Genomic DNA, 16,992 nt, shown 5'->3' on the forward strand with positions numbered 1-16,992 from the left:
ATTCCGGGGCGATTCGTACGGTCCGCTTCGACCGAAAAGGAAATCCCGCTCGATGAACACACGACGCCTTGTCCTGGCCGGCCTCATGACCCTGCTGACGCCCGGGCTCGCCGCCGCCCATCCGCACATCTTTGCCGAGGCGCGGCTGGAAATCGTCTCCGACGAACAGGGCAACATCGGCGAGTTGCGCAATGTCTGGCGCTTCGACGAGCTGTTCTCGGCAAGCGTCGTGCTCGACTTCGATAAGAACTCCAACGCCACGCTCGATCCGGAGGAACTGAAAGAGGTCGGCCAGACCGTGCTGGAGTCGCTTTCCGAGTACAACTACTACACGACGATCTTCGACAACGGGAAATCCGTGAAGGTCAATCGGCCCGACGGCATCACCGTCGACTACAAGGACAACCAGCTCTTGATGATGTTCGCGGTCAAGCCGGCCGAGGCGATGCCGCTCAAGGGCAAGCTCTCTTTCGGCGTCTACGACCCGACCATGTACACGGCGATGGACTTCCCGACCGACGATGACCTGACCGTCATCGGTGAGAAGATCGAAGCGTGCAAGCATCAGGTGGTGCGGCCGGACCCCGACGAGGTGCTGGCCGAGAACAAGGACACGCTCACCGACGCCTTCTGGAACGATCCGACCGGGACCGACATGTCGAAACTCTTTGCAACCAGGATCGAGGTCACATGCTGAACCTGCGCAGGATCGGCGGTCCGCTCGCCGCCGGCCTTCTGCTGGCGGCCCTTTCGGCGACGCTCGCAATGGCGCAATCGCCGCTCGGCATCGGCTCCGCCGAGCCTTCGATCCAAGCGACGGGCCTCTTCGGCGGGTTTTTCGCCTGGGTGAACATGGAGCAGCAAAGCTTCTACCGGCTGCTGACCGGGGCACTCAAGGGCATGCGCGAGAACCCCTGGCAGCTCTGGTCGCTGATCGGCCTTTCCTTCGCCTATGGCGTCTTCCACGCGGCCGGCCCCGGCCACGGCAAGGCGGTGATCTCCTCCTATATGATCGCCAACGAGACGGAACTGAAACGCGGCGTGCTCCTGTCGTTCCTCTCCTCGATCCTGCAGGGCGTCGTCGCGATCCTGCTGATCGGCGCCGTCTATCTGGTGCTGCGCGGCTCCTCGATCAACATGACACGCGCAACCCATTCGCTCGAGGTCGCAAGCTACGCGCTGATTGCCGCCTTCGGCGGCTGGCTGGTGTTCCGCAAGCTGCGATCGATGATGCGGCCGGCCGCCAGCGACCACGCCCACCGCGAGCACGCTCATCACGATCATGGCCACTATGATCACGGCCATCACGGCCACGATCATTCGCATCACCACCATGAGCACCCCCACTCCCATGACGCCGGCGAGGTCTGCGCCACCTGCGGCCACGTCCACGCGCCGGATCCGCAGATGCTCAAGGGCGACCGCTTTGCGCTCAGCGAAGCCTGGTCGGCGATCGTCGCCGTGGGTCTACGCCCCTGCTCCGGTGCCTTGATCGTGCTTTCCTTCGCGCTCCTGAACGGCCTCTACCTCGGCGGCGTCCTCTCGGTCTTCGCCATGTCGATCGGCACCGCGATCACCGTCTCGATCCTCGCCACCCTCGCCGTCACCGCCAAGGGTTTCGCGCTCCGCTACGCCTCCAGCCAATCGGCCGCGGCCCGCCTCTCGAACGGCATCGAGATCGCCGGCGCGCTGCTGGTGCTGGTTCTGGGGCTTGTTCTGCTGGGGGCCGCGCTGCAAGGCTGATCAGGAGAATTTCAGCCGAGGCGGCCCCTCATCCCGCTGCCGCGACCTTCTCCCCGCACGCGGGGAGAAGGCTAGGGTGAGGGGCAATCACTTGCATCAAGGCGGCTTTGCGCCGGCAGTATCAAAGCCCCTTCCGCCGCTGATGCCGGGCGCGCAGCCAGAAGAGCAGGAAGAAGCCGAGCACGAAGAGGGCCCCGACGCCGGCGGCGAGCCATGGGGAAATGTCGCCGAGCCGCACCATGATCGACGGCAGCACGAAGAAGCCGATGCCGACGACCGCCAGGATGATGGCGGCGGCGATCGCCGGCGACTTATCCTTCTTCTCCGGCGTGTTCACGCTTGCTCCCTTGCCGCGAGGTCCCCGCGGATGTCCTCCAGCCGCCGCTTCTGGCGCCCCTCAGGATCGAAATTCTCCGGCGAAAGCCAGGCCTCGAACGCCGCCTTGAGGAGCGGCCATTCGCTGTCGATCATCGAAAACCATGCCGTGTCGCGATTGGCGTGCTTGGAAATCATGTGCTGGCGGAAAATGCCTTCGAAGGTGAAACCGAGCCTGAGCGCCGTGGTGCGGCTCGGCTGGTTCTCGCTGTGGCATTTCCACTCGTAGCGGCGATAACCGAGGTCCTCGAAAACGTGCCTCGCCATCAGATAATGCGCTTCCGTCGAAAGCGGCGAACGCGACATGGCCGGTCCGTGCGCGACGCCGCCGACCTCGACGACGCCGTTGGCGGGGTCAGCACGCATATAGTTCGCCATGCCGACGACCTTGCCGGTCGCCTTGTCGCGAAACACCTCGGTGATCCATCCGGACTTCGTCTGGACCGCCGAGAGCCAGGCGTCGAAGGCCTCGATTCCCGAAAAATCGTCCTGGGTGAAATATTTGAGCAGCGGGTTGATCGCTAAGCCGCCGAAGGCGTCGTGCCAGAGCGGATCGAGATGCGCCGCCCGGTCATAGGGCTCCACCCCGACATATCGGCCCTCGATCGAGACCGGCTGCGGCGCCGGGCATCCCTTCCACTTGGCAAGATCGCGCATCGATCACTCCTGCGTTGCACTTGCTTCGCAATAGGACAGACGCCGGCCGGTTTCAAATTCAAACTGGTGATCGAACCATGAGCGGAACGGATGTGCTCCGCTCCGCCTGCGGCCTAAATGGAAACCTTCGCCGCGGACACCGTCGCCTCGATATGGTCGACAAGCGCATCGGCAAGTCCAAGCCGTCCGGCTAGAAGATCGAGGTAGCCGCGCTCCGCCCGGCCGTCCGGCTCGATTGCAATCCGCGACGCCGTGTAGATCTCGACCCGCTCCTCCTCCGTCTTGCCGGCAGCGACGATGGCGTCCAGATCGATCGGATCGGCGAGCTCTTTTTCAAGGAAAGCCGCGGCATCCGCCGAAAGACCGGAAAGGGAGAGCTTGTCCAGGATCCGGCCGCGCTCGGTTGCGTCGATATGGCCATCCGCCCGGGCTGCAGCGATCATGGCGCGAACGAGCACCAGCGCGAAGTCGTTGCTGAGCGCTTCCGGTGCCGCGAAGCCGGAATCGGCCGGCGGTGCGGGGAGTTGTGCGGGTGCTGAAGACGCCGGTTGCGGCGCCTGGCCGGCCTGGTAGTTCTTGTAGGCCTGATAGCCAAGGCCGGCGATCGCCGCCAAGCCGCCGAGAACAGCCGCATTGCCGGCCAGCATGCGTCCCGACTTCGTGCCGAGCAGCACCGCCGCGATCGCGCCGGTCGCCAGAGGATTGTCCTTGGCGAGCTTGGTCACCTGGTCGGCGCGGCCGCCGACCGTGCCGCCGGCGCCGGGCATCTGCGAACCCAAGAACTGATCCAGCAATTTCTTCGCGTCGAACATCGGCCTCGCTCCTTAGGTTTGACGCGCGGAAGCTTTCGCCTCGCCGCGTCGTTGCGGTGTGAGACATAGGAACCGCGAGGCGAAAATACAAATACGCCCCGGACACGAAAAAGCCGGACAGGAGCCCGGCTTCTTGTGAGTTGCCTGTTTGGCCTGTTATCCTTTGAGGGCGAAGGCCTCGGCGGCAAGCTTGGTAATGCCGGCCCAGTCGCCCTTCGCAACCAGCTCCTTCGGCGCCACCCAGGATCCGCCGACGCAGACGACGTTCGGCAGCGAAAGATAGTCGCGCGCATTGGCGAGCGAAATGCCGCCGGTCGGGCAGAACAAAGTGCCGGCAAGCGGCGAGGACAGCGACTTCAGATAGGCGGCACCGCCGGCCTGTTCGGCCGGGAAGAACTTCATGACGTCGTAGCCTTCCTCGCGCAGCCCCATCACTTCGCTGGCCGTTGCCGCCCCCGGCAGCAGCGGCACCGCGTGGTCATTGGCGACATCGATCAGCTCCTGCGTCGTGCCGGGAGTAACGATGAACTCGGAGCCGGCCTTCACCGCCTCTTCGAACTGCGCGGCGTTGAGGATGGTGCCGGCCCCGGCAACGGCGCCCTCCACTTCGTTCGCCACGGCGCGGATCGCCTCGAGCGCCGCCGGCGTGCGCAGCGTGATCTCGATCGCCTTCAGGCCGCCTGCCACTAGCGCGCGGGCGAGCGGCACAGCGGTTGCCGCATCGTCGATCACCAGCACCGGCACAACCGGTTGCAGCTTGAGGATGGAAAGAAGCTTGTCGGTCTTCGCACTCATGCCCGCGTCCTTTAAAACGATTGAATCCGCCCCTCGCATACTCTTCCTGCCAATCGATGTCGAGCCCGAAAGACGCGCGCATTCCCGCCCCGCATGCAAGCAAATGACAAAATATGATTTGGCGCAAAGACATGGCTTGAGCCTCTGCTACAATCCGATAGTTTCATGACATTCCACTTCTCGAAGTGACGGGACATTTCATGGCGAAGGAGATAGAGCGCAAGTTTCTGGTCGCTTCCGACGGCTGGAAGGAGCGCGCCGACGGAGGGATCAGGCTGCGCCAGGCCTATATCGTCACCATGGAGGATCGTTCGGTGCGCGTGCGGATCCACGGCAACAAATGGGCACGCCTCACCGTCAAGATCGGCAAATCAGCCCTTGTCCGCAACGAATACGAATACGACCTGCCGATGGACGACGCCCGCGAGCTGCTGGCCCAGGGCGTTGGCATCGTCATCGAGAAGCGCCGCTACCGCGTGCCGCACAAGGGCTTTACCTGGGAGGTCGACGTTTACGAAGGGGCACTCGAAGGGCTCGTCGTCGCCGAAGTCGAAATGAAGCGCGAAACGGATTTGCCCGCCCTGCCCTCCTGGGTCGGACGAGAGATTACCGGCGACCGCCGCTATTCCAACCAGGCGCTTGCCACCGAGGGACTCTTGGTCGCGCAACGATGACCTGCGCCTTCGGTCCGGGTCGTCGTCTTACCGGGGACTTTCGCGAGATCGAGCATGCGGTGGCAGTCCTAAACGAGCAGCCGGCCGGAGTGCACCGTGCATCCACCAGGGAGATAGCCGGTAAGGGCTTTCGGTTGCCGCCCGCCGCGATTGCGCTTGGCCGATGAAAGCTGTATTTGCGTCCCGCATGACCGACATGTTCACGACACCGCACCCGGCGGCGCAGGGCCAGTTTCTCGTGGCCGCGCTATACCATTTCGTTTCCTTCGCGCGTTTCGCCGAATTCCGCGAACCGCTGCAGGCGGTCTGCGACGCCAGCGGCGTGAAGGGCACGCTGCTCCTCGCCCACGAAGGCATCAACGGCACGATCGCCGGCAGTGACGGAGGGATTGCGTCGGTGCTCGCCTTTCTGCGCGCGCAACCGGAATTCGCGCGTCTCGAGCACAAGGAAAGCCGGGCCTCGGCCATGCCCTTCCTGCGCATGAAGGTGCGGCTGAAGAAGGAGATCGTCACCATGGGCGTCGACACCATCGACCCCAACAAGGTGGTCGGCACCTATGTGGAGCCGAAGGACTGGAACGCGCTGATCTCCGATCCGGACACGCTGGTCATCGACACGCGCAACGACTACGAGACGGCGATCGGCCTCTTCCGCGGTGCCGTCGATCCGAAGACCAAGACCTTCCGCGAATTTCCCGACTGGGTGCGCAACAACACCGGTCTGCACAACAAGCCGAAGATCGCCATGTACTGCACCGGCGGCATCCGCTGCGAGAAGGCGACCGCCTTCATGAAGGAAGAGGGCTTCGAAGAGGTCTATCACCTCAAAGGCGGCATCCTGAAATATCTCGAGGAAGTCCCGGCGGAGGAAAGCCTCTGGGACGGCGCCTGCTTCGTCTTCGACGAGCGCGTCTCCGTCACCCATGGCCTCGCCGAGGGCGAGCATACGCTCTGCCACGCCTGCCGCCAGCCTCTGGCTCTGGCGGACCTGCAGTCGACGCTTCACGAAGAGGGCGTCTCCTGCGTCCATTGCCACGAGATCCGCACCGACGAGGACCGCGAGCGCTACCGGGAGCGGCAGCGGCAGATCGCCCTGGCGAAGAAACGCGGCGAGCGGCATTTGGGAAGCTGAATTGGTTGCCTTCCGGTCCGCCACTCATCCGCCTGCCGGCACCGCATCAAATCTCGATCGCCGCTTCGTCCTGCGTATCGATCGCCAATGAGCCGGCTCCGGTGATCGCCATCCAGTCGGCCTCGCTGGCGAGGACCACCGGACAGGACTTTCCATAGAGCTCGGCCGCCACCATCGCCCCGACCGTGACGATCGCGTCGCGCGCCAAGAGCACGATGCCGGCCGGACCGGTTCCACGGCGAAGCGCTTCGGCCAGCACCGAACTGCCGGAGCTCGAGCCGCGCCCTGCCCGCATCACCAGGATGCGGCCGCTCATCACCGCGTTCTTCTGCGGATGCCACTGGTCGATGATCCGGCCGGACGCCGAGTCGAGGCCGCCCCAGAAGCTTAAAGGTTCCGACAGCACCAGGGTTTCCGCCGCCGCCGATCCGGCGACCAGCGTTGTTGCCCGGAGCCGCACCGTCACAGCCGCACCACCTTTCCGGCCCGGGCCGATGCGACGCAGTCCGCAAGCGATCCGAAGGCGACGTCGACGCCGATATTGCCCGGCGCGTAATAGGCCCATTTGCCGGAATTGGTCATGACGGCGCCGGACAGGTCGCGCATCACCGCCGTCACATAGGTGCAGGTATCGATGACCAGCGTCACGCCGGCCTCCCTCAGGCGCTCCTCCCAGCCGCGTCTTTGCAGTTCATCGAGCACCGCCCGATGGGTGTTGACATAGACATCGATCACCGGCCGCGAACCGTCGATCAGCGGCATCAGCCGCCCGAACTCCGAGAGCGAGAAGTGCGGCGTGCCCAAGCTGACGGCAGTCAATGGGGTTCCGTCCGGGACGGTCGAAAGCTTGTGCACGGTTTCCCGGAGGTCCGCCGCCCTCAGCCGGATCACCTCTTCCGGCGCCCTGCCCTGGAGGGCCGCCTCGATCGTCGGCGCCTCCGGCGTCAGCCCGACCGCATGAAAGAGCGCAACGGCGCCAGCGGAAGCCGCGACCGCACCGAGCGCCTTCAGATCGTCCTCGTTCGTCGAGACCGGCAGGCCGGTGATCGCCGGCACCCGGTCGCCGCAGCGCCTGCCGATAGCATGTCCGACGGCGACGCAGGCGAGCCCCGCTTCCGCCCATTCTTCGGGCAGGCTCTCGACCTCCACAAGGATGCGCGCGCGGCGGTTCTCGCCGATATGCAGGCCATAATAGGGCGCACGACCGGTCAAGGCGCAACAGAGATCGATGAAATCGCCATAGCGATTGGTACGGGCGCCGAGCACCGAATTTGCAAAGACGATGGCGTTCGATTCGGCCCAGGCGATCTGGGCGCCGAAGCGCGGCCGGAAGATCGTTTGATAGGGCGCGCAGGTGAAGGTCGGCACGCAGCCGAGCTCCTCATGCGCCCTCATCAGCCGCGCCCCGCCATGGCTGACCTCGTCGCTCCCATGAAAAAGCTCCGGGTGGATAAGGTCGACGGAGCCGACATTGAGCGTCGTCGGCACGCGAACGCGGCCCCCGAGGCTTACCAGATGCTCGACGAAGTCGAGGCTCACCTGGCCGAGATAGAGACAGCCGTCGATATGCGCCGCCTCGATGTCGACGAAACGCTCCGCGCCGACCGCCTCGGCGAAGCGGACGAGCAGCCGCATGGCGAAGGCGGCCGCTCCGCCTTGCTCGCCGGACAGCAGCGATTCGTCGACAGATGAAAGCGCTATGGACATACAGCGGATTAAAGTCTTCCCGTGGCGCAAGTCAATTCGACCACTTGCCGGCATTCAGCCCGGAAGGGTCTCACACTCGTCAAGCACAATGGCAAGCCTGTCCCAAGCTTGGCGGCTACGGGTGAAGACCGCATCTGTCGGCGTGAACAGCGAAGGATCGTCGAGCGTCCCGGCATAGACCGTCCATCGATCATCCTCGAGCGGGCCGGAGCCGAATATCTGGCTGCCGCATGTGACGCAGAAATGCCTGAGCGTGACATTGCCGTTCTCGGCAAATTTCGAATAGGGCTTGAGCTCGCCGGTGAACTCCACATCGGCGCGCGAAAAAATCATGTAGCAGCAATGGCCGGTGCCGGTTGCCCGCTGGCAATCGCGACAATGGCAAAACCCGGAATAGATCGGTGGCCCCTTCGCCTCGTAACGCACGGCACCGCACAGACATCCACCCTTCATGTGCTTTCCTCCTCGAAAGCGGGAAGAATAGCGCTGCGCCTGCGTCAATCAATGGAAGCCGCGCGTCAGGACGCGCGGCTTTGCATGGACACTTCCTGAACCCCCTCGCCCCGGGGAGAGGGCCAGCCCTCGGGATATTCCGCGGTCACCAGCCGGCGATGACCGAGCCCTTGAAGGTCTCGTTGACGAACGCCTTCACCGTGTCGTTGTGGTAGGCGTCGATCAGCGTCTTGACCCAGGGCGCGTCCTTGTCCTTGCCGTTGACGGCGATGATATTGACATAGGGCGCCTTCTCGCCTTCGCGGGCGATCGGGTCCTTGGACGGGTCGAGTCCGGCTTCGAGCGCATAGTTGGTGTTGATGACGGCAGCGTCGACATCATCGAGCGAGCGCGGAAGCTGGGCCGCATCGAGTTCGGCGAAGGTGAAGTTCTTCGGGTTTTCGGCCACATCGGCGGGGCCGACCTTGAGACCGGCGCCTTCCTTAAGCTTGATCAGCCCCTTGTCGGCGAGGATCAGCAGCGCCCGGCCGCCATTGGTCGGGTCGTTCGGGATCGCGACCGTCGCACCCTCGGCAAGCTCTTCGAGGCTGTTCACCTTCTTCGAATAGACCCCCATCGGGAAGTTGACGGTATAGGCGACGCTGACGATGTCGTAGCCGCGGTCGGCGACCTGATTGTCGAGATAGGGCTTGTGCTGGAAGGAGTTGGCGTTGAGCTCGCCATCGGCGAGCGCCTGGTTCGGCACGACGTAATCGGAGAATTCGAGGATCTCGATGTCGAGGCCCTTGCCGGCCGCCACTTCCTTGACCTTTTCCATGATCTGGGCGTGTGGGCCGGGTGTCACGCCGACCTTGATGGTTTCGGCGTTGGCCGCCCCGGCCGCAAAGGCAAGGGCGAGCGATGCTGCGAGGAGGATTTTCTTCATGGGAGGCTCCTTGTTATCTGAAGGAAGTCGCGTGTGGGAGGAAGGGTCAGGTCTTGCGGCTGCGCTTGTCGAAGCGGCGCGCCAGGCGGTCGCCGGCGCTCTGCACGAGCTGCACCAAGACGATCAGCACGATGACGACGATCAGCATCACGTCGGGCATGAAGCGCTGGTAGCCGTAGCGAATGCCGAGATCGCCGAGGCCGCCGCCGCCGACGGCGCCGACCATTGCCGAATAGCCGATGAGGCTCACGATGGTCATGGTGAGCGCCAGCGTCAGCGCCGGCCGGGCCTCGGCGAGCAGCACCTTGAAGACGATCTGCATCGGCGTGGCGCCCATGGCGCGGGCCGCCTCGATCAGCCCCCTGTCGACGTCACGGATCGCCGCCTCGACGAGGCGGGCGAAGAACGGGATGGTCGCGATGGTCAGCGGCACGATCGCCGCCTTGGTGCCGATCGAGGTGCCGGTGACGAGCCGCGTGAACGGGATGATCGCCACGACGAGAATGATGAAGGGCGTCGAACGCGTGGCGTTGACGATAAGACCGACGGCGCGGTTGACATTGGGTGCCGGAAAGAGTTCGCCCTTGCCGCTGGTGGCGAGGAAGATGCCGATCGGCAGGCCGATCAGCGCGCCGACGAAACCGGCGATCGCCACCATGCGAAGCGTGTCGAGCGTGGCCTTGCCGATGAGCATGAGAAGATCAGGCGACATAGCCAAGCACCTCCGTCACCAGGCCGTTCTCGGCGAAGAACCGATCCGCCCTCCCCGCGGTTTCCGGATCCGCGCCATAGGCGACGACCAGCGAGCCATAGGGCTTGCCGCCGATCTCATCGATCGTGCCGGCGATGATATTGACCTCTGCGCCGATCGACTGGATGAGCCGGGAGATCAGCGGCCGCTCGGCCGCCGCGCCGAAGAAAGTCAGCCGCACGACGACCCGGTCGCCAGCCGCTGCAGCGGGCCTGATGTCCCTTGCAACGGCTTCCGGCAGCTTCGAGCCCGGCAGTCCGGATAGAAGGGCCCGCGTCGTTTCGTGCTTCGGATGGGTGAAGACGTCGAAGGTGTGGCCGCGCTCGACGATCTCGCCCTTGTCGATCACCGCCACGTCCGAGGTGACCGCCTTCACCACCTCCATTTCGTGGGTAATCAGCAGCACCGTCAGACCCAGTTCGGCATTGATGCGCTTCAGCAGTTCGAGGATCGATTGCGTCGTTTCCGGATCAAGCGCAGAGGTCGCCTCGTCCGAAAGCAGCAGCTTCGGCTCGGTCGCCAGCGCCCGGGCGATGCCGATGCGCTGCTTCTGGCCGCCGGAAAGCTCGGCCGGGTAGCGGCCGTGCTTGTCGGCGAGACCGACGAGGTCGAGGAGCGGTCGCACGCGCTCATCGATCGCCCGCCTATCCATGCCGGCGATCTCCAGCGGCAGCGCCACATTGCCGAAAACGGTCCGCGACGAAAGCAGGTTGAAGTGCTGGAAGATCATCCCGACCGAGCGTCGAAGGTCGCGCAATGACGCCTCGTCGAGTGCGCCGACATCGACGCCGTCGACGAGCACCTTGCCGGTTGTCGGCTTCTCGAGGCCGTTGACCAGCCGGATCAGCGTCGACTTGCCGGCGCCGGAGCGGCCGATGATACCGGTGATCGAGCCGCGACCAACCGTCAGGCTGACGTCGTTCAGCGCCGCGAAGGCAGCGCTTTGGCCGGAGGCCGCGAAGCGCTTGGAAACGCCGTCGAAGACGACGGCGGCATCCCCGGTCTCAATAGGGGAAGTTGAAACAGTCATTGTCCGGTCGCCTCCGCAGGAGGGATCACAGGGATGTCAGGATACATGATGCTCTCGGATGTTCGAAACTCTCGTCCCTGTCACGTTGCTGGACGGGAGGCGTGTCGGGTCACTCGGACCTGCGACAACGCATTCGGAACGGGGAGCAATTCTCTATCATCGGGCAACCGGTCGGTTCAAGGTCGCGTGCGGCATGGCTGCCATGCCGCCTCGTCTAGGTTGTTATGCCCTTCGCCCCTCCCGTTTCACAGGCACGATTTTTCCTAACGCGGGAGCCCGGCGCAAAAGTCTACTCTTTTTATGTAGAACGATTGCGCCCGCAGTGCGGCGCTGGGAGTCAGGCCGGCTTATGGTTGCCCTTCGGAAACTGCTCCGCGAGCGCCTTGTACCAGTGGCCGCTCTTCTTGATCGTGCGGGCCTGAGTCTCGTAGTCCACGTGGACGATGCCGAAGCGCATGCGATAGCCTTCCGCCCATTCGAAATTGTCCATGAGGCTCCAGGCGAAATAGCCGCGCATCGGATAGCCCTTGGCAATCAGGTCGGCGGTGACCGACAGGTGGTCGGCGATGTAGTCGAGCCGCGGCTGGTCGTCGACGACGCCGTTCTCGACGCCCATATTGTAGCAGGCGCCATTCTCGGTGATGTAGCAATCCGGAAGCGTATAGCGGGCGTTGAGGGTTTCCACCAGCGCCCCGAGCGCCGGCGCATAGACCTCCCAACCGATATCGGTCTTCACCTCGCTCACCGGCTTCGCATTGACCGTTGCCGGATATTCGGCACCGGCGGCCGGATCATGCGAAACGCGCATCGGCGTGTAGTAGTTGAGGCCCCACCAGTCGAGCGGCTGGGCGATCGTCGTCATGTCGCCGTCCTCGATCAGCGGCATGCGGGACCCGAGCGCCGAGAGGAAGCCCTCCGGGTACTCGCCCTTGAAGATCGGCCCGAAGAAGACGCCGTTGTGGAAATCGAAGGCGCGCTCGGCCGCGGCCTTGTCCTCGGCGCTGTCGCTGCCGGGATAGACCGGGTGAGCGTTGATGACGATGCCGACCGGCAGGTCCGGCTTTTCGGAGCGGATCACAGCGACGCCAAGGCCGTGGGCGAGATTGGTGAAATGCAGTGCGGCGAGCGCCGCATCCATATTGCGCTCGCCCGGCGCATGAATGCCGTAGAGATGGCTGAGCCACACCGAGCACCACGGCTCGTTGAAAGTCGCCACCGCATCGAGCCGGTCACCGAGCCGGGCGATCACCGTCTTCGCATAGCGCTGGTAGGCATAGGCGGTCGTCCGCGCCGTCCAGCCGCCGTCGCCCATCAGCGCCAGCGGCAGGTCCCAATGGTAGAGCGTCGCAAAGGCCTTGATGCCGCGGGCCTTCAGGCCATCGACTAGGCGGTCATAGAAGTCGAGCCCCTTTTCGTTGATCGGCCCGGTGCCCTCCGGAATGATGCGCGGCCAGGCGATCGAGAAGCGGTAGGCCTCGACGCTGAGGCTCTTGATGAGATCGAGATCCTGTTCCAGGCGATTGTAATGGTCGCAAGCGACGTCGCCATTGTGGCGCTCGAAGACGCGGCCCGGCATGCTGGAGAAGGCGTCCCAGATGGACGGCTTGCGCCCGTCGGCCTTGCTGGCGCCCTCGATCTGGAAGGAGGCGGTGGCCACGCCGAAGACGAAGTCGCCCGGAAATCGTTCTGCGAGTTTCTTGGCTTCGATCATCGTTGTTGTCCCGTCGTCTGCACAGCGCGTCGGAAGGGGCGCGGCTGCATTCGTTTCCAATGGGAGAGCGGGGCGCGCGAAAAGACAGGCGTCTTCCATGCCGCTCTCGTTCGTGAGCGTGGCCTAAAGCTGCCGCAGCAAATGTCAACCCCGACAAAAAAGGGCGAGGTGCACCCCCGCCCTTTCCTGAACTTGCCGGATGCGGCTCAGACCTTGATCCAGGCGCCGTTGCGCTGCGACGAGCGTACGCAGGCATCGACGAAGACCATGCCCTTCATGCCATCGTCTATCGTCGGATATGTGACAGCCGGATCCACGGTCTCGCCGTTTCGCCTGGCGTAAATGGCGCGGGCGGCCTCCGTGTAGATATTGGCGAAGCCTTCGAGATAGCCTTCCGGGTGGCCCGACGGAATGCGCGAAACCCGAGCCCCTGCCGCCGAGGCGCCGGCTCCGGCGCGCGTCAGCAGCCGCTTCGGCTCGCCGAACGGCGTATGCCAGAGATAGTTCGGGTCCTTCTGCGTCCATTCGAGACCACCCTTGGTGCCGTAGACGCGCACCATCAGGCCGTTCTCGTGGCCGGGCGCCACCTGGCTGCACCACAGCATGCCCTTCGCCCGCGCACCGTCCTTCTCCTTGAAGCGCAGCATCACGTGGGCGTTGTCGTCGAGCTGGCGACCGCCGACGAAACTGTCGAGATCGGCCGACAGTTCGTCGAGTTCGAGACCGGAGACGAAGCAGCCGAGATTATAGGCATGGGTGCCGATATCGCCGGTCGAGCCGCCGGCTCCGGAGCGTGCCGGGTCGGTCCGCCACGCCGCCTGCTTCTGGCCGGACTGCTCGATATTTTCCGTCAGCCAGTCCTGTGGATATTCCATCTGCACCAGCCGGACGGCGCCGATCTCGCCGTTGGCGATCATTTCGCGCGCCTGCCGCACCATCGGGTAACCGGTGTAGTTATGCGTCAGCACGAAGAGCGCGTCGCTGTCCTCCGCCGCCTTCTTCAGCTTCTTCGCGTCGGCAAACGTCGAGGTTAGCGGCTTGTCGCAGATGACGTGGATGCCGCGCTTCAGGAACTCCTTGGCGGCAGCATAGTGCACATGGTTCGGCGTGACGATCGCCACCGCTTCGATGCCGTTCTTGAGCTTCGCCTCTCGGATCGCCATTTCCTTGAAATCCGAGTAGACGCGCGCCGAGTCTAGCCCGAGCTCGCGGCCTGAGGCCTGCGCCTTCTCGGGCGTCGACGACAGAGCGCCGGCCACCAGTTCATAGTGGTCGTCGAGCCGCGCCGCGATCCGGTGCACCGCGCCGATGAAGGCGCCCGAGCCGCCGCCGACCATGCCGAGCCGTATCCGCTTCTGACGAGATTCCGAACTGCTTCCCTCGATTGCCATCGTGCTTTCTCTCCTGAAACTAGCTGTTTGGCGAAATATCCGCCTGTGCCCCTCCCCAACCCCTGCCCACAAGGGCTTGAACTGCCGCCTCCGTTCCATTCCCAACTCGACAGATTCGCAAGCGGAGATGTCGCAGGTGGAGACGGAGGGAGCAGCCCGAAAGCCCTCCCCCTTGTGGGGAGGGGGTGGGGCGGGGTCTTGTTCCTTAAATACCCAACATCCGCCGGTTCGCCGCCTCGTCCGTGCCGCTATCGGCAAAATCGTCGAAGGCCTTTTCGGTGACGCGGATGATATGCGCCTTGACGAAGTCCGCGCCCTCGCGCGCGCCGTCTTCCGGATGCTTCAGCGCGCATTCCCACTCGACCACAGCCCAGCCGGCGAAATCATTCGCGGCCATTTTCGAGAAGACTGCGCCGAAATCGACCTGGCCGTCGCCGAGCGAGCGGAAGCGGCCGACGCGGTTCACCCAGCCCTGATAGCCGCCATAGACGCCCTGCCGGCCGGTCGGGTTGAACTCCGCATCCTTGACGTGGAACATCCGGATGCGGTCCTTGTAGATGTCGATATTGTCGAGATAGTCGAGGCACTGCAGGACGTAGTGCGACGGATCGTAGAGCATGCAGGCTCGGGCATGGTTGCCGGTTCGCTCCAGGAACATCTCGTAGGTGATGCCGTCGTGCAAATCCTCGCCCGGATGGATCTCGTAGCAGACATCGACGCCGCACTCCTCCGCATGGTCGAGGATCGGCTTCCAGCGACGGGCAAGCTCGTCGAAGGCAGTCTCGACCAGCCCTGCCGGTCGCTGCGGCCAGGGGTAGACGAAGGGCCAGGCGAGGGCGCCGGAGAAGCTCGCCATCGCGTCCAGGCCGAGATTCCTGGAAGCGGTCAGCGCCAGCTTCACCTGTTCGACCGCCCATTGCTGGCGCGCTTTCGGATTGCCGCGCACTTCCGGCACGGCGAAGCCGTCGAAGGCCTCGTCATAGGCAGGATGCACGGCCACCAGCTGGCCCTGCAGATGGGTCGAGAGCTCGGTGATCTCAATGCCGTTGTCGCGCGCCTTGCCGGCGATCTCGTCGCAATAGGCCTTCGATTCAGCCGCCCTCTTCAGGTCGAAGAGCCGACCGTCCCAGCTCGGGACCTGTACGCCCTTGTAGCCGCAATCGGCCGCCCATTTCGTAATTGAATCCCAGGAATTGAAGGGCGCCGCGTCACCGGCGAATTGCGCAAGAAAAAGCCCCGGTCCCTTGATGGTCTTCATGCAAAATTCCTCCCTAGTGGATCGGTTTTCTGAAACACCGGCCTGCCGGTTGAGTGGTATTCGAGCGCTTCGCCCCGCAATTTTCGGGATATCTTATAATACCTGCAACGTTGCAGGAGCGAGAAACTAGCAGATTCTTCGCGAGGGGCAATGGGCTTCTGCCCTGTCGCGAAGAGCTTTTGAATGGCACTCGCGGGCGCCAAAATTCATCCGCGAGTGCAGCGGGTAATCCAATCGCCAGGTCAGACGTAGCGATTGACGACGTTTTCCAGGTACTCCTGCTTGCCGGACTTCGGTTGCGGGTTGAGATCGGCCTTGCGCACCCAGCCCTCGATTTCCTCGAGCGAGAAGCCGCCTTCGAGCATCTTGTTCGCCTCCGGTACCTTCCAGCCGGCATAGCGCTTTTCGAGCGGTGCGGAGAGCGCCTTGTCCTCGATCATCTTCGCCGCCGCCTTGAGACCGCGGGCGCAGCAGTCCATGCCGCCGATATGACCGATCAAGAGGTCTTCCGGATCGATCGACTGGCGGCGCAGCTTCGCGTCGAAATTGGTGCCGCCGGTCTTGAAGCCACCGCCTGCGAGCACATGATAATAGGCGAGCGCCATTTCCGGCACATTGTTGGGGAACTGGTCGGTGTCCCAGCCGGACTGGTAGTCGTTGCGGTTCATGTCGATCGAGCCGAAGATGCCGAGCGCGTTGGCGAGCGCCAGCTCGTGCTCGAAAGAATGGCCGGCCAGGATCGCGTGGCCCTGCTCGATATTGACCTTCACCTCGTTCTCGAGGCCGTACTTTTTCAGGAAGCCGTAAACGGTCGCGACGTCGAAATCGTACTGATGCTTGGTCGGCTCCTGCGGCTTCGGCTCGATCAGGATCGTGCCCTTGAAGCCGATCTTGTGCTTGTATTCGACGACGAGGTTGACGAAGCGGCCGAGCTGGTCGAGCTCGCGCTTCAGGTCGGTGTTGAGCAGCGTCTCATAGCCCTCGCGCCCGCCCCAGAGCACGTAGTTCTCGCCACTGAGCTTCTGCGTCGCGTCGATGCAGGTCTTCACGGTTGCCGCGGCGAAGGCGAAGACGTCCGGATCCGGGTTGGTCGCGGCACCGCCCATATAGCGGCGGTTCGAGAATAGATTCGCCGTCCCCCAGAGCAGCTTGACGCCGGTCTCGGCCTGCTTCCTGGCGAAATGATCGACGATCTCTTCGAGATTGCTGGTGTTTTCAGCGAAGTTCTTGCCCTCCGGGCGCACGTCGGCGTCATGGAAGCAATAGAAGGGCACGCCGAGAAGCTGGAAGAACTCGAAGGCGACGTCGGCCTTCAGCTTCGCCGCCTCCATCGAGTCCTTGAACCAAGGACGTTCGAAGGTCTGCCCGCCGAACGGGTCGCCACCCGGCCAGACGAAGCTGTGCCAATAGGCGACGGCGAAGCGCAGATGGTCTTCCATCCGCTTGCCGAGGACGACCTCGTCGGCATTGTAGTGACGGAAGGCGAGCGGGTTCGTGCTCTCCGGTCCCTCATATTTGATCTTGGCGATATCGCCGAAAAACCCGGTGCTCACGGCTGTCTCCTATCCTGGGCTGTTG

The 16,992-nt window shown here is 63.9% G+C and carries 18 protein-coding genes; 4 read left to right on the forward strand and 14 right to left on the reverse strand.

Annotated features, from left to right (window positions below; translation table 11 throughout):
- Positions 1 to 52: 52 nt before the first annotated feature.
- Positions 53 to 697: a DUF1007 family protein gene (locus CO656_RS25485; protein WP_037414371.1), complete on the forward strand. Its 645-nt coding sequence runs from the start codon at positions 53 to 55 to the stop codon at positions 695 to 697.
- A complete protein-coding gene (locus CO656_RS25490; RefSeq protein ID WP_097527600.1) occupies positions 691 to 1,743 on the forward strand; it encodes a nickel/cobalt transporter in 1,053 nt (350 codons plus the stop codon). Before CO656_RS25485 ends, CO656_RS25490 begins: the two co-directional genes overlap by 7 nt.
- A 121-nt stretch (positions 1,744 to 1,864) precedes the next feature.
- Here the strand turns inward: CO656_RS25490 and CO656_RS25495 are convergent, their stop codons facing one another.
- The 4 genes from CO656_RS25495 to CO656_RS25510 form a co-directional block, all read right to left on the reverse strand.
- Positions 1,865 to 2,080, reverse strand: coding sequence for a hypothetical protein (locus CO656_RS25495; RefSeq protein ID WP_037414368.1), 216 nt, complete (start codon positions 2,078 to 2,080; stop codon positions 1,865 to 1,867).
- Positions 2,077 to 2,775 (reverse strand): GNAT family protein, encoded by a 699-nt coding sequence (locus CO656_RS25500; RefSeq protein ID WP_097527601.1) that lies wholly within the window; start codon positions 2,773 to 2,775, stop codon positions 2,077 to 2,079. The genes CO656_RS25495 and CO656_RS25500 overlap by 4 nt, the downstream gene beginning before the upstream one ends.
- A 113-nt stretch (positions 2,776 to 2,888) precedes the next feature.
- Entirely contained in the window at positions 2,889 to 3,587 is a 699-nt protein-coding gene (locus CO656_RS25505; protein ID WP_097527602.1) for a tellurite resistance TerB family protein, read from the reverse strand.
- 156 nt (positions 3,588 to 3,743) lie between these two features.
- Entirely contained in the window at positions 3,744 to 4,382 is a 639-nt protein-coding gene (locus CO656_RS25510) for a 2-dehydro-3-deoxy-phosphogluconate aldolase (RefSeq protein ID WP_097527637.1), read from the reverse strand.
- Positions 4,383 to 4,582: 200 nt separating this feature from the next.
- On the opposite strand from CO656_RS25510, the gene CO656_RS25515 reads away from it, so the two are divergent.
- Positions 4,583 to 5,056 (forward strand): CYTH domain-containing protein, encoded by a 474-nt coding sequence (locus CO656_RS25515; protein ID WP_037414361.1) that lies wholly within the window; start codon positions 4,583 to 4,585, stop codon positions 5,054 to 5,056.
- Between the two features lie 187 nt (positions 5,057 to 5,243).
- Complete coding sequence (locus CO656_RS25520; protein ID WP_037414359.1) at positions 5,244 to 6,188, forward strand: rhodanese-related sulfurtransferase; 945 nt, start codon at positions 5,244 to 5,246, stop codon at positions 6,186 to 6,188.
- 46 nt (positions 6,189 to 6,234) lie between these two features.
- Here CO656_RS25520 and CO656_RS25525 read toward each other — a convergent pair whose 3' ends face one another.
- From CO656_RS25525 to xylA, 10 genes are all read right to left on the reverse strand, one after another.
- Positions 6,235 to 6,654 (reverse strand): DUF126 domain-containing protein, encoded by a 420-nt coding sequence (locus tag CO656_RS25525; protein WP_037414357.1) that lies wholly within the window; start codon positions 6,652 to 6,654, stop codon positions 6,235 to 6,237.
- Positions 6,651 to 7,895 (reverse strand): aconitase X catalytic domain-containing protein, encoded by a 1,245-nt coding sequence (locus tag CO656_RS25530; RefSeq protein WP_097527603.1) that lies wholly within the window; start codon positions 7,893 to 7,895, stop codon positions 6,651 to 6,653. Before CO656_RS25530 ends, CO656_RS25525 begins: the two co-directional genes overlap by 4 nt.
- 54 nt (positions 7,896 to 7,949) lie before the next feature.
- The gene (locus tag CO656_RS25535) at positions 7,950 to 8,348 is read right to left on the reverse strand and encodes a GFA family protein (protein WP_037414352.1); all 399 of its coding nucleotides are present in this window, start codon (positions 8,346 to 8,348) and stop codon (positions 7,950 to 7,952) included.
- A 145-nt stretch (positions 8,349 to 8,493) separates the two neighbouring features.
- Positions 8,494 to 9,273, reverse strand: coding sequence for a MetQ/NlpA family ABC transporter substrate-binding protein (locus tag CO656_RS25540; RefSeq protein ID WP_037414351.1), 780 nt, complete (start codon positions 9,271 to 9,273; stop codon positions 8,494 to 8,496).
- Between the two features lie 46 nt (positions 9,274 to 9,319).
- Positions 9,320 to 9,985 (reverse strand): methionine ABC transporter permease, encoded by a 666-nt coding sequence (locus tag CO656_RS25545; protein ID WP_037414349.1) that lies wholly within the window; start codon positions 9,983 to 9,985, stop codon positions 9,320 to 9,322.
- Positions 9,975 to 11,054: a methionine ABC transporter ATP-binding protein gene (locus CO656_RS25550; protein WP_097527604.1), complete on the reverse strand. Its 1,080-nt coding sequence runs from the start codon at positions 11,052 to 11,054 to the stop codon at positions 9,975 to 9,977. The genes CO656_RS25545 and CO656_RS25550 overlap by 11 nt, the downstream gene beginning before the upstream one ends.
- Before the next feature lie 337 nt (positions 11,055 to 11,391).
- On the reverse strand, positions 11,392 to 12,765 hold the full coding sequence (locus tag CO656_RS25555) for a GH1 family beta-glucosidase (RefSeq protein WP_097527605.1): 1,374 nt from the start codon (positions 12,763 to 12,765) through the stop codon (positions 11,392 to 11,394).
- Between the two features lie 206 nt (positions 12,766 to 12,971).
- A complete protein-coding gene (locus tag CO656_RS25560; protein ID WP_037414343.1) occupies positions 12,972 to 14,156 on the reverse strand; it encodes a Gfo/Idh/MocA family oxidoreductase in 1,185 nt (394 codons plus the stop codon).
- A gap of 205 nt (positions 14,157 to 14,361) precedes the next feature.
- Positions 14,362 to 15,414 carry a sugar phosphate isomerase/epimerase gene (locus CO656_RS25565; RefSeq protein ID WP_097527606.1) on the reverse strand — a complete coding sequence of 351 codons (1,053 nt, stop codon included), beginning with the start codon at positions 15,412 to 15,414 and terminating at the stop codon, positions 14,362 to 14,364.
- A 242-nt stretch (positions 15,415 to 15,656) separates the two neighbouring features.
- On the reverse strand, positions 15,657 to 16,967 hold the full coding sequence (gene xylA, locus CO656_RS25570; RefSeq protein WP_097527607.1) for a xylose isomerase: 1,311 nt from the start codon (positions 16,965 to 16,967) through the stop codon (positions 15,657 to 15,659).
- Positions 16,968 to 16,992 lie beyond the last annotated feature (25 nt).

It is taken from the genome of Sinorhizobium sp. FG01 (assembly GCF_002531875.1).
Classification (GTDB): Bacteria; Pseudomonadota; Alphaproteobacteria; order Rhizobiales; family Rhizobiaceae; genus Sinorhizobium; species Sinorhizobium fredii_C.

Coding starts and splice junctions, on each gene's coding strand:
- CO656_RS25485 (WP_037414371.1), top strand. CDS start 53: ATGAACACACGACGCCTTGTCCTGGCCGGCCTCATGACCCTGCTGACG.
- CO656_RS25490 (WP_097527600.1), top strand. CDS start 691: ATGCTGAACCTGCGCAGGATCGGCGGTCCGCTCGCCGCCGGCCTTCTG.
- CO656_RS25500 (WP_097527601.1), bottom strand. CDS start 2,775: ATGCGCGATCTTGCCAAGTGGAAGGGATGCCCGGCGCCGCAGCCGGTC.
- CO656_RS25505 (WP_097527602.1), bottom strand. CDS start 3,587: ATGTTCGACGCGAAGAAATTGCTGGATCAGTTCTTGGGTTCGCAGATG.
- CO656_RS25510 (WP_097527637.1), bottom strand. CDS start 4,382: ATGAGTGCGAAGACCGACAAGCTTCTTTCCATCCTCAAGCTGCAACCG.
- CO656_RS25515 (WP_037414361.1), top strand. CDS start 4,583: ATGGCGAAGGAGATAGAGCGCAAGTTTCTGGTCGCTTCCGACGGCTGG.
- CO656_RS25520 (WP_037414359.1), top strand. CDS start 5,244: ATGACCGACATGTTCACGACACCGCACCCGGCGGCGCAGGGCCAGTTT.
- CO656_RS25530 (WP_097527603.1), bottom strand. CDS start 7,895: ATGTCCATAGCGCTTTCATCTGTCGACGAATCGCTGCTGTCCGGCGAG.
- CO656_RS25535 (WP_037414352.1), bottom strand. CDS start 8,348: ATGAAGGGTGGATGTCTGTGCGGTGCCGTGCGTTACGAGGCGAAGGGG.
- CO656_RS25540 (WP_037414351.1), bottom strand. CDS start 9,273: ATGAAGAAAATCCTCCTCGCAGCATCGCTCGCCCTTGCCTTTGCGGCC.
- CO656_RS25545 (WP_037414349.1), bottom strand. CDS start 9,985: ATGTCGCCTGATCTTCTCATGCTCATCGGCAAGGCCACGCTCGACACG.
- CO656_RS25550 (WP_097527604.1), bottom strand. CDS start 11,054: ATGACTGTTTCAACTTCCCCTATTGAGACCGGGGATGCCGCCGTCGTC.
- CO656_RS25555 (WP_097527605.1), bottom strand. CDS start 12,765: ATGATCGAAGCCAAGAAACTCGCAGAACGATTTCCGGGCGACTTCGTC.
- CO656_RS25560 (WP_037414343.1), bottom strand. CDS start 14,156: ATGGCAATCGAGGGAAGCAGTTCGGAATCTCGTCAGAAGCGGATACGG.
- CO656_RS25565 (WP_097527606.1), bottom strand. CDS start 15,414: ATGAAGACCATCAAGGGACCGGGGCTTTTTCTTGCGCAATTCGCCGGT.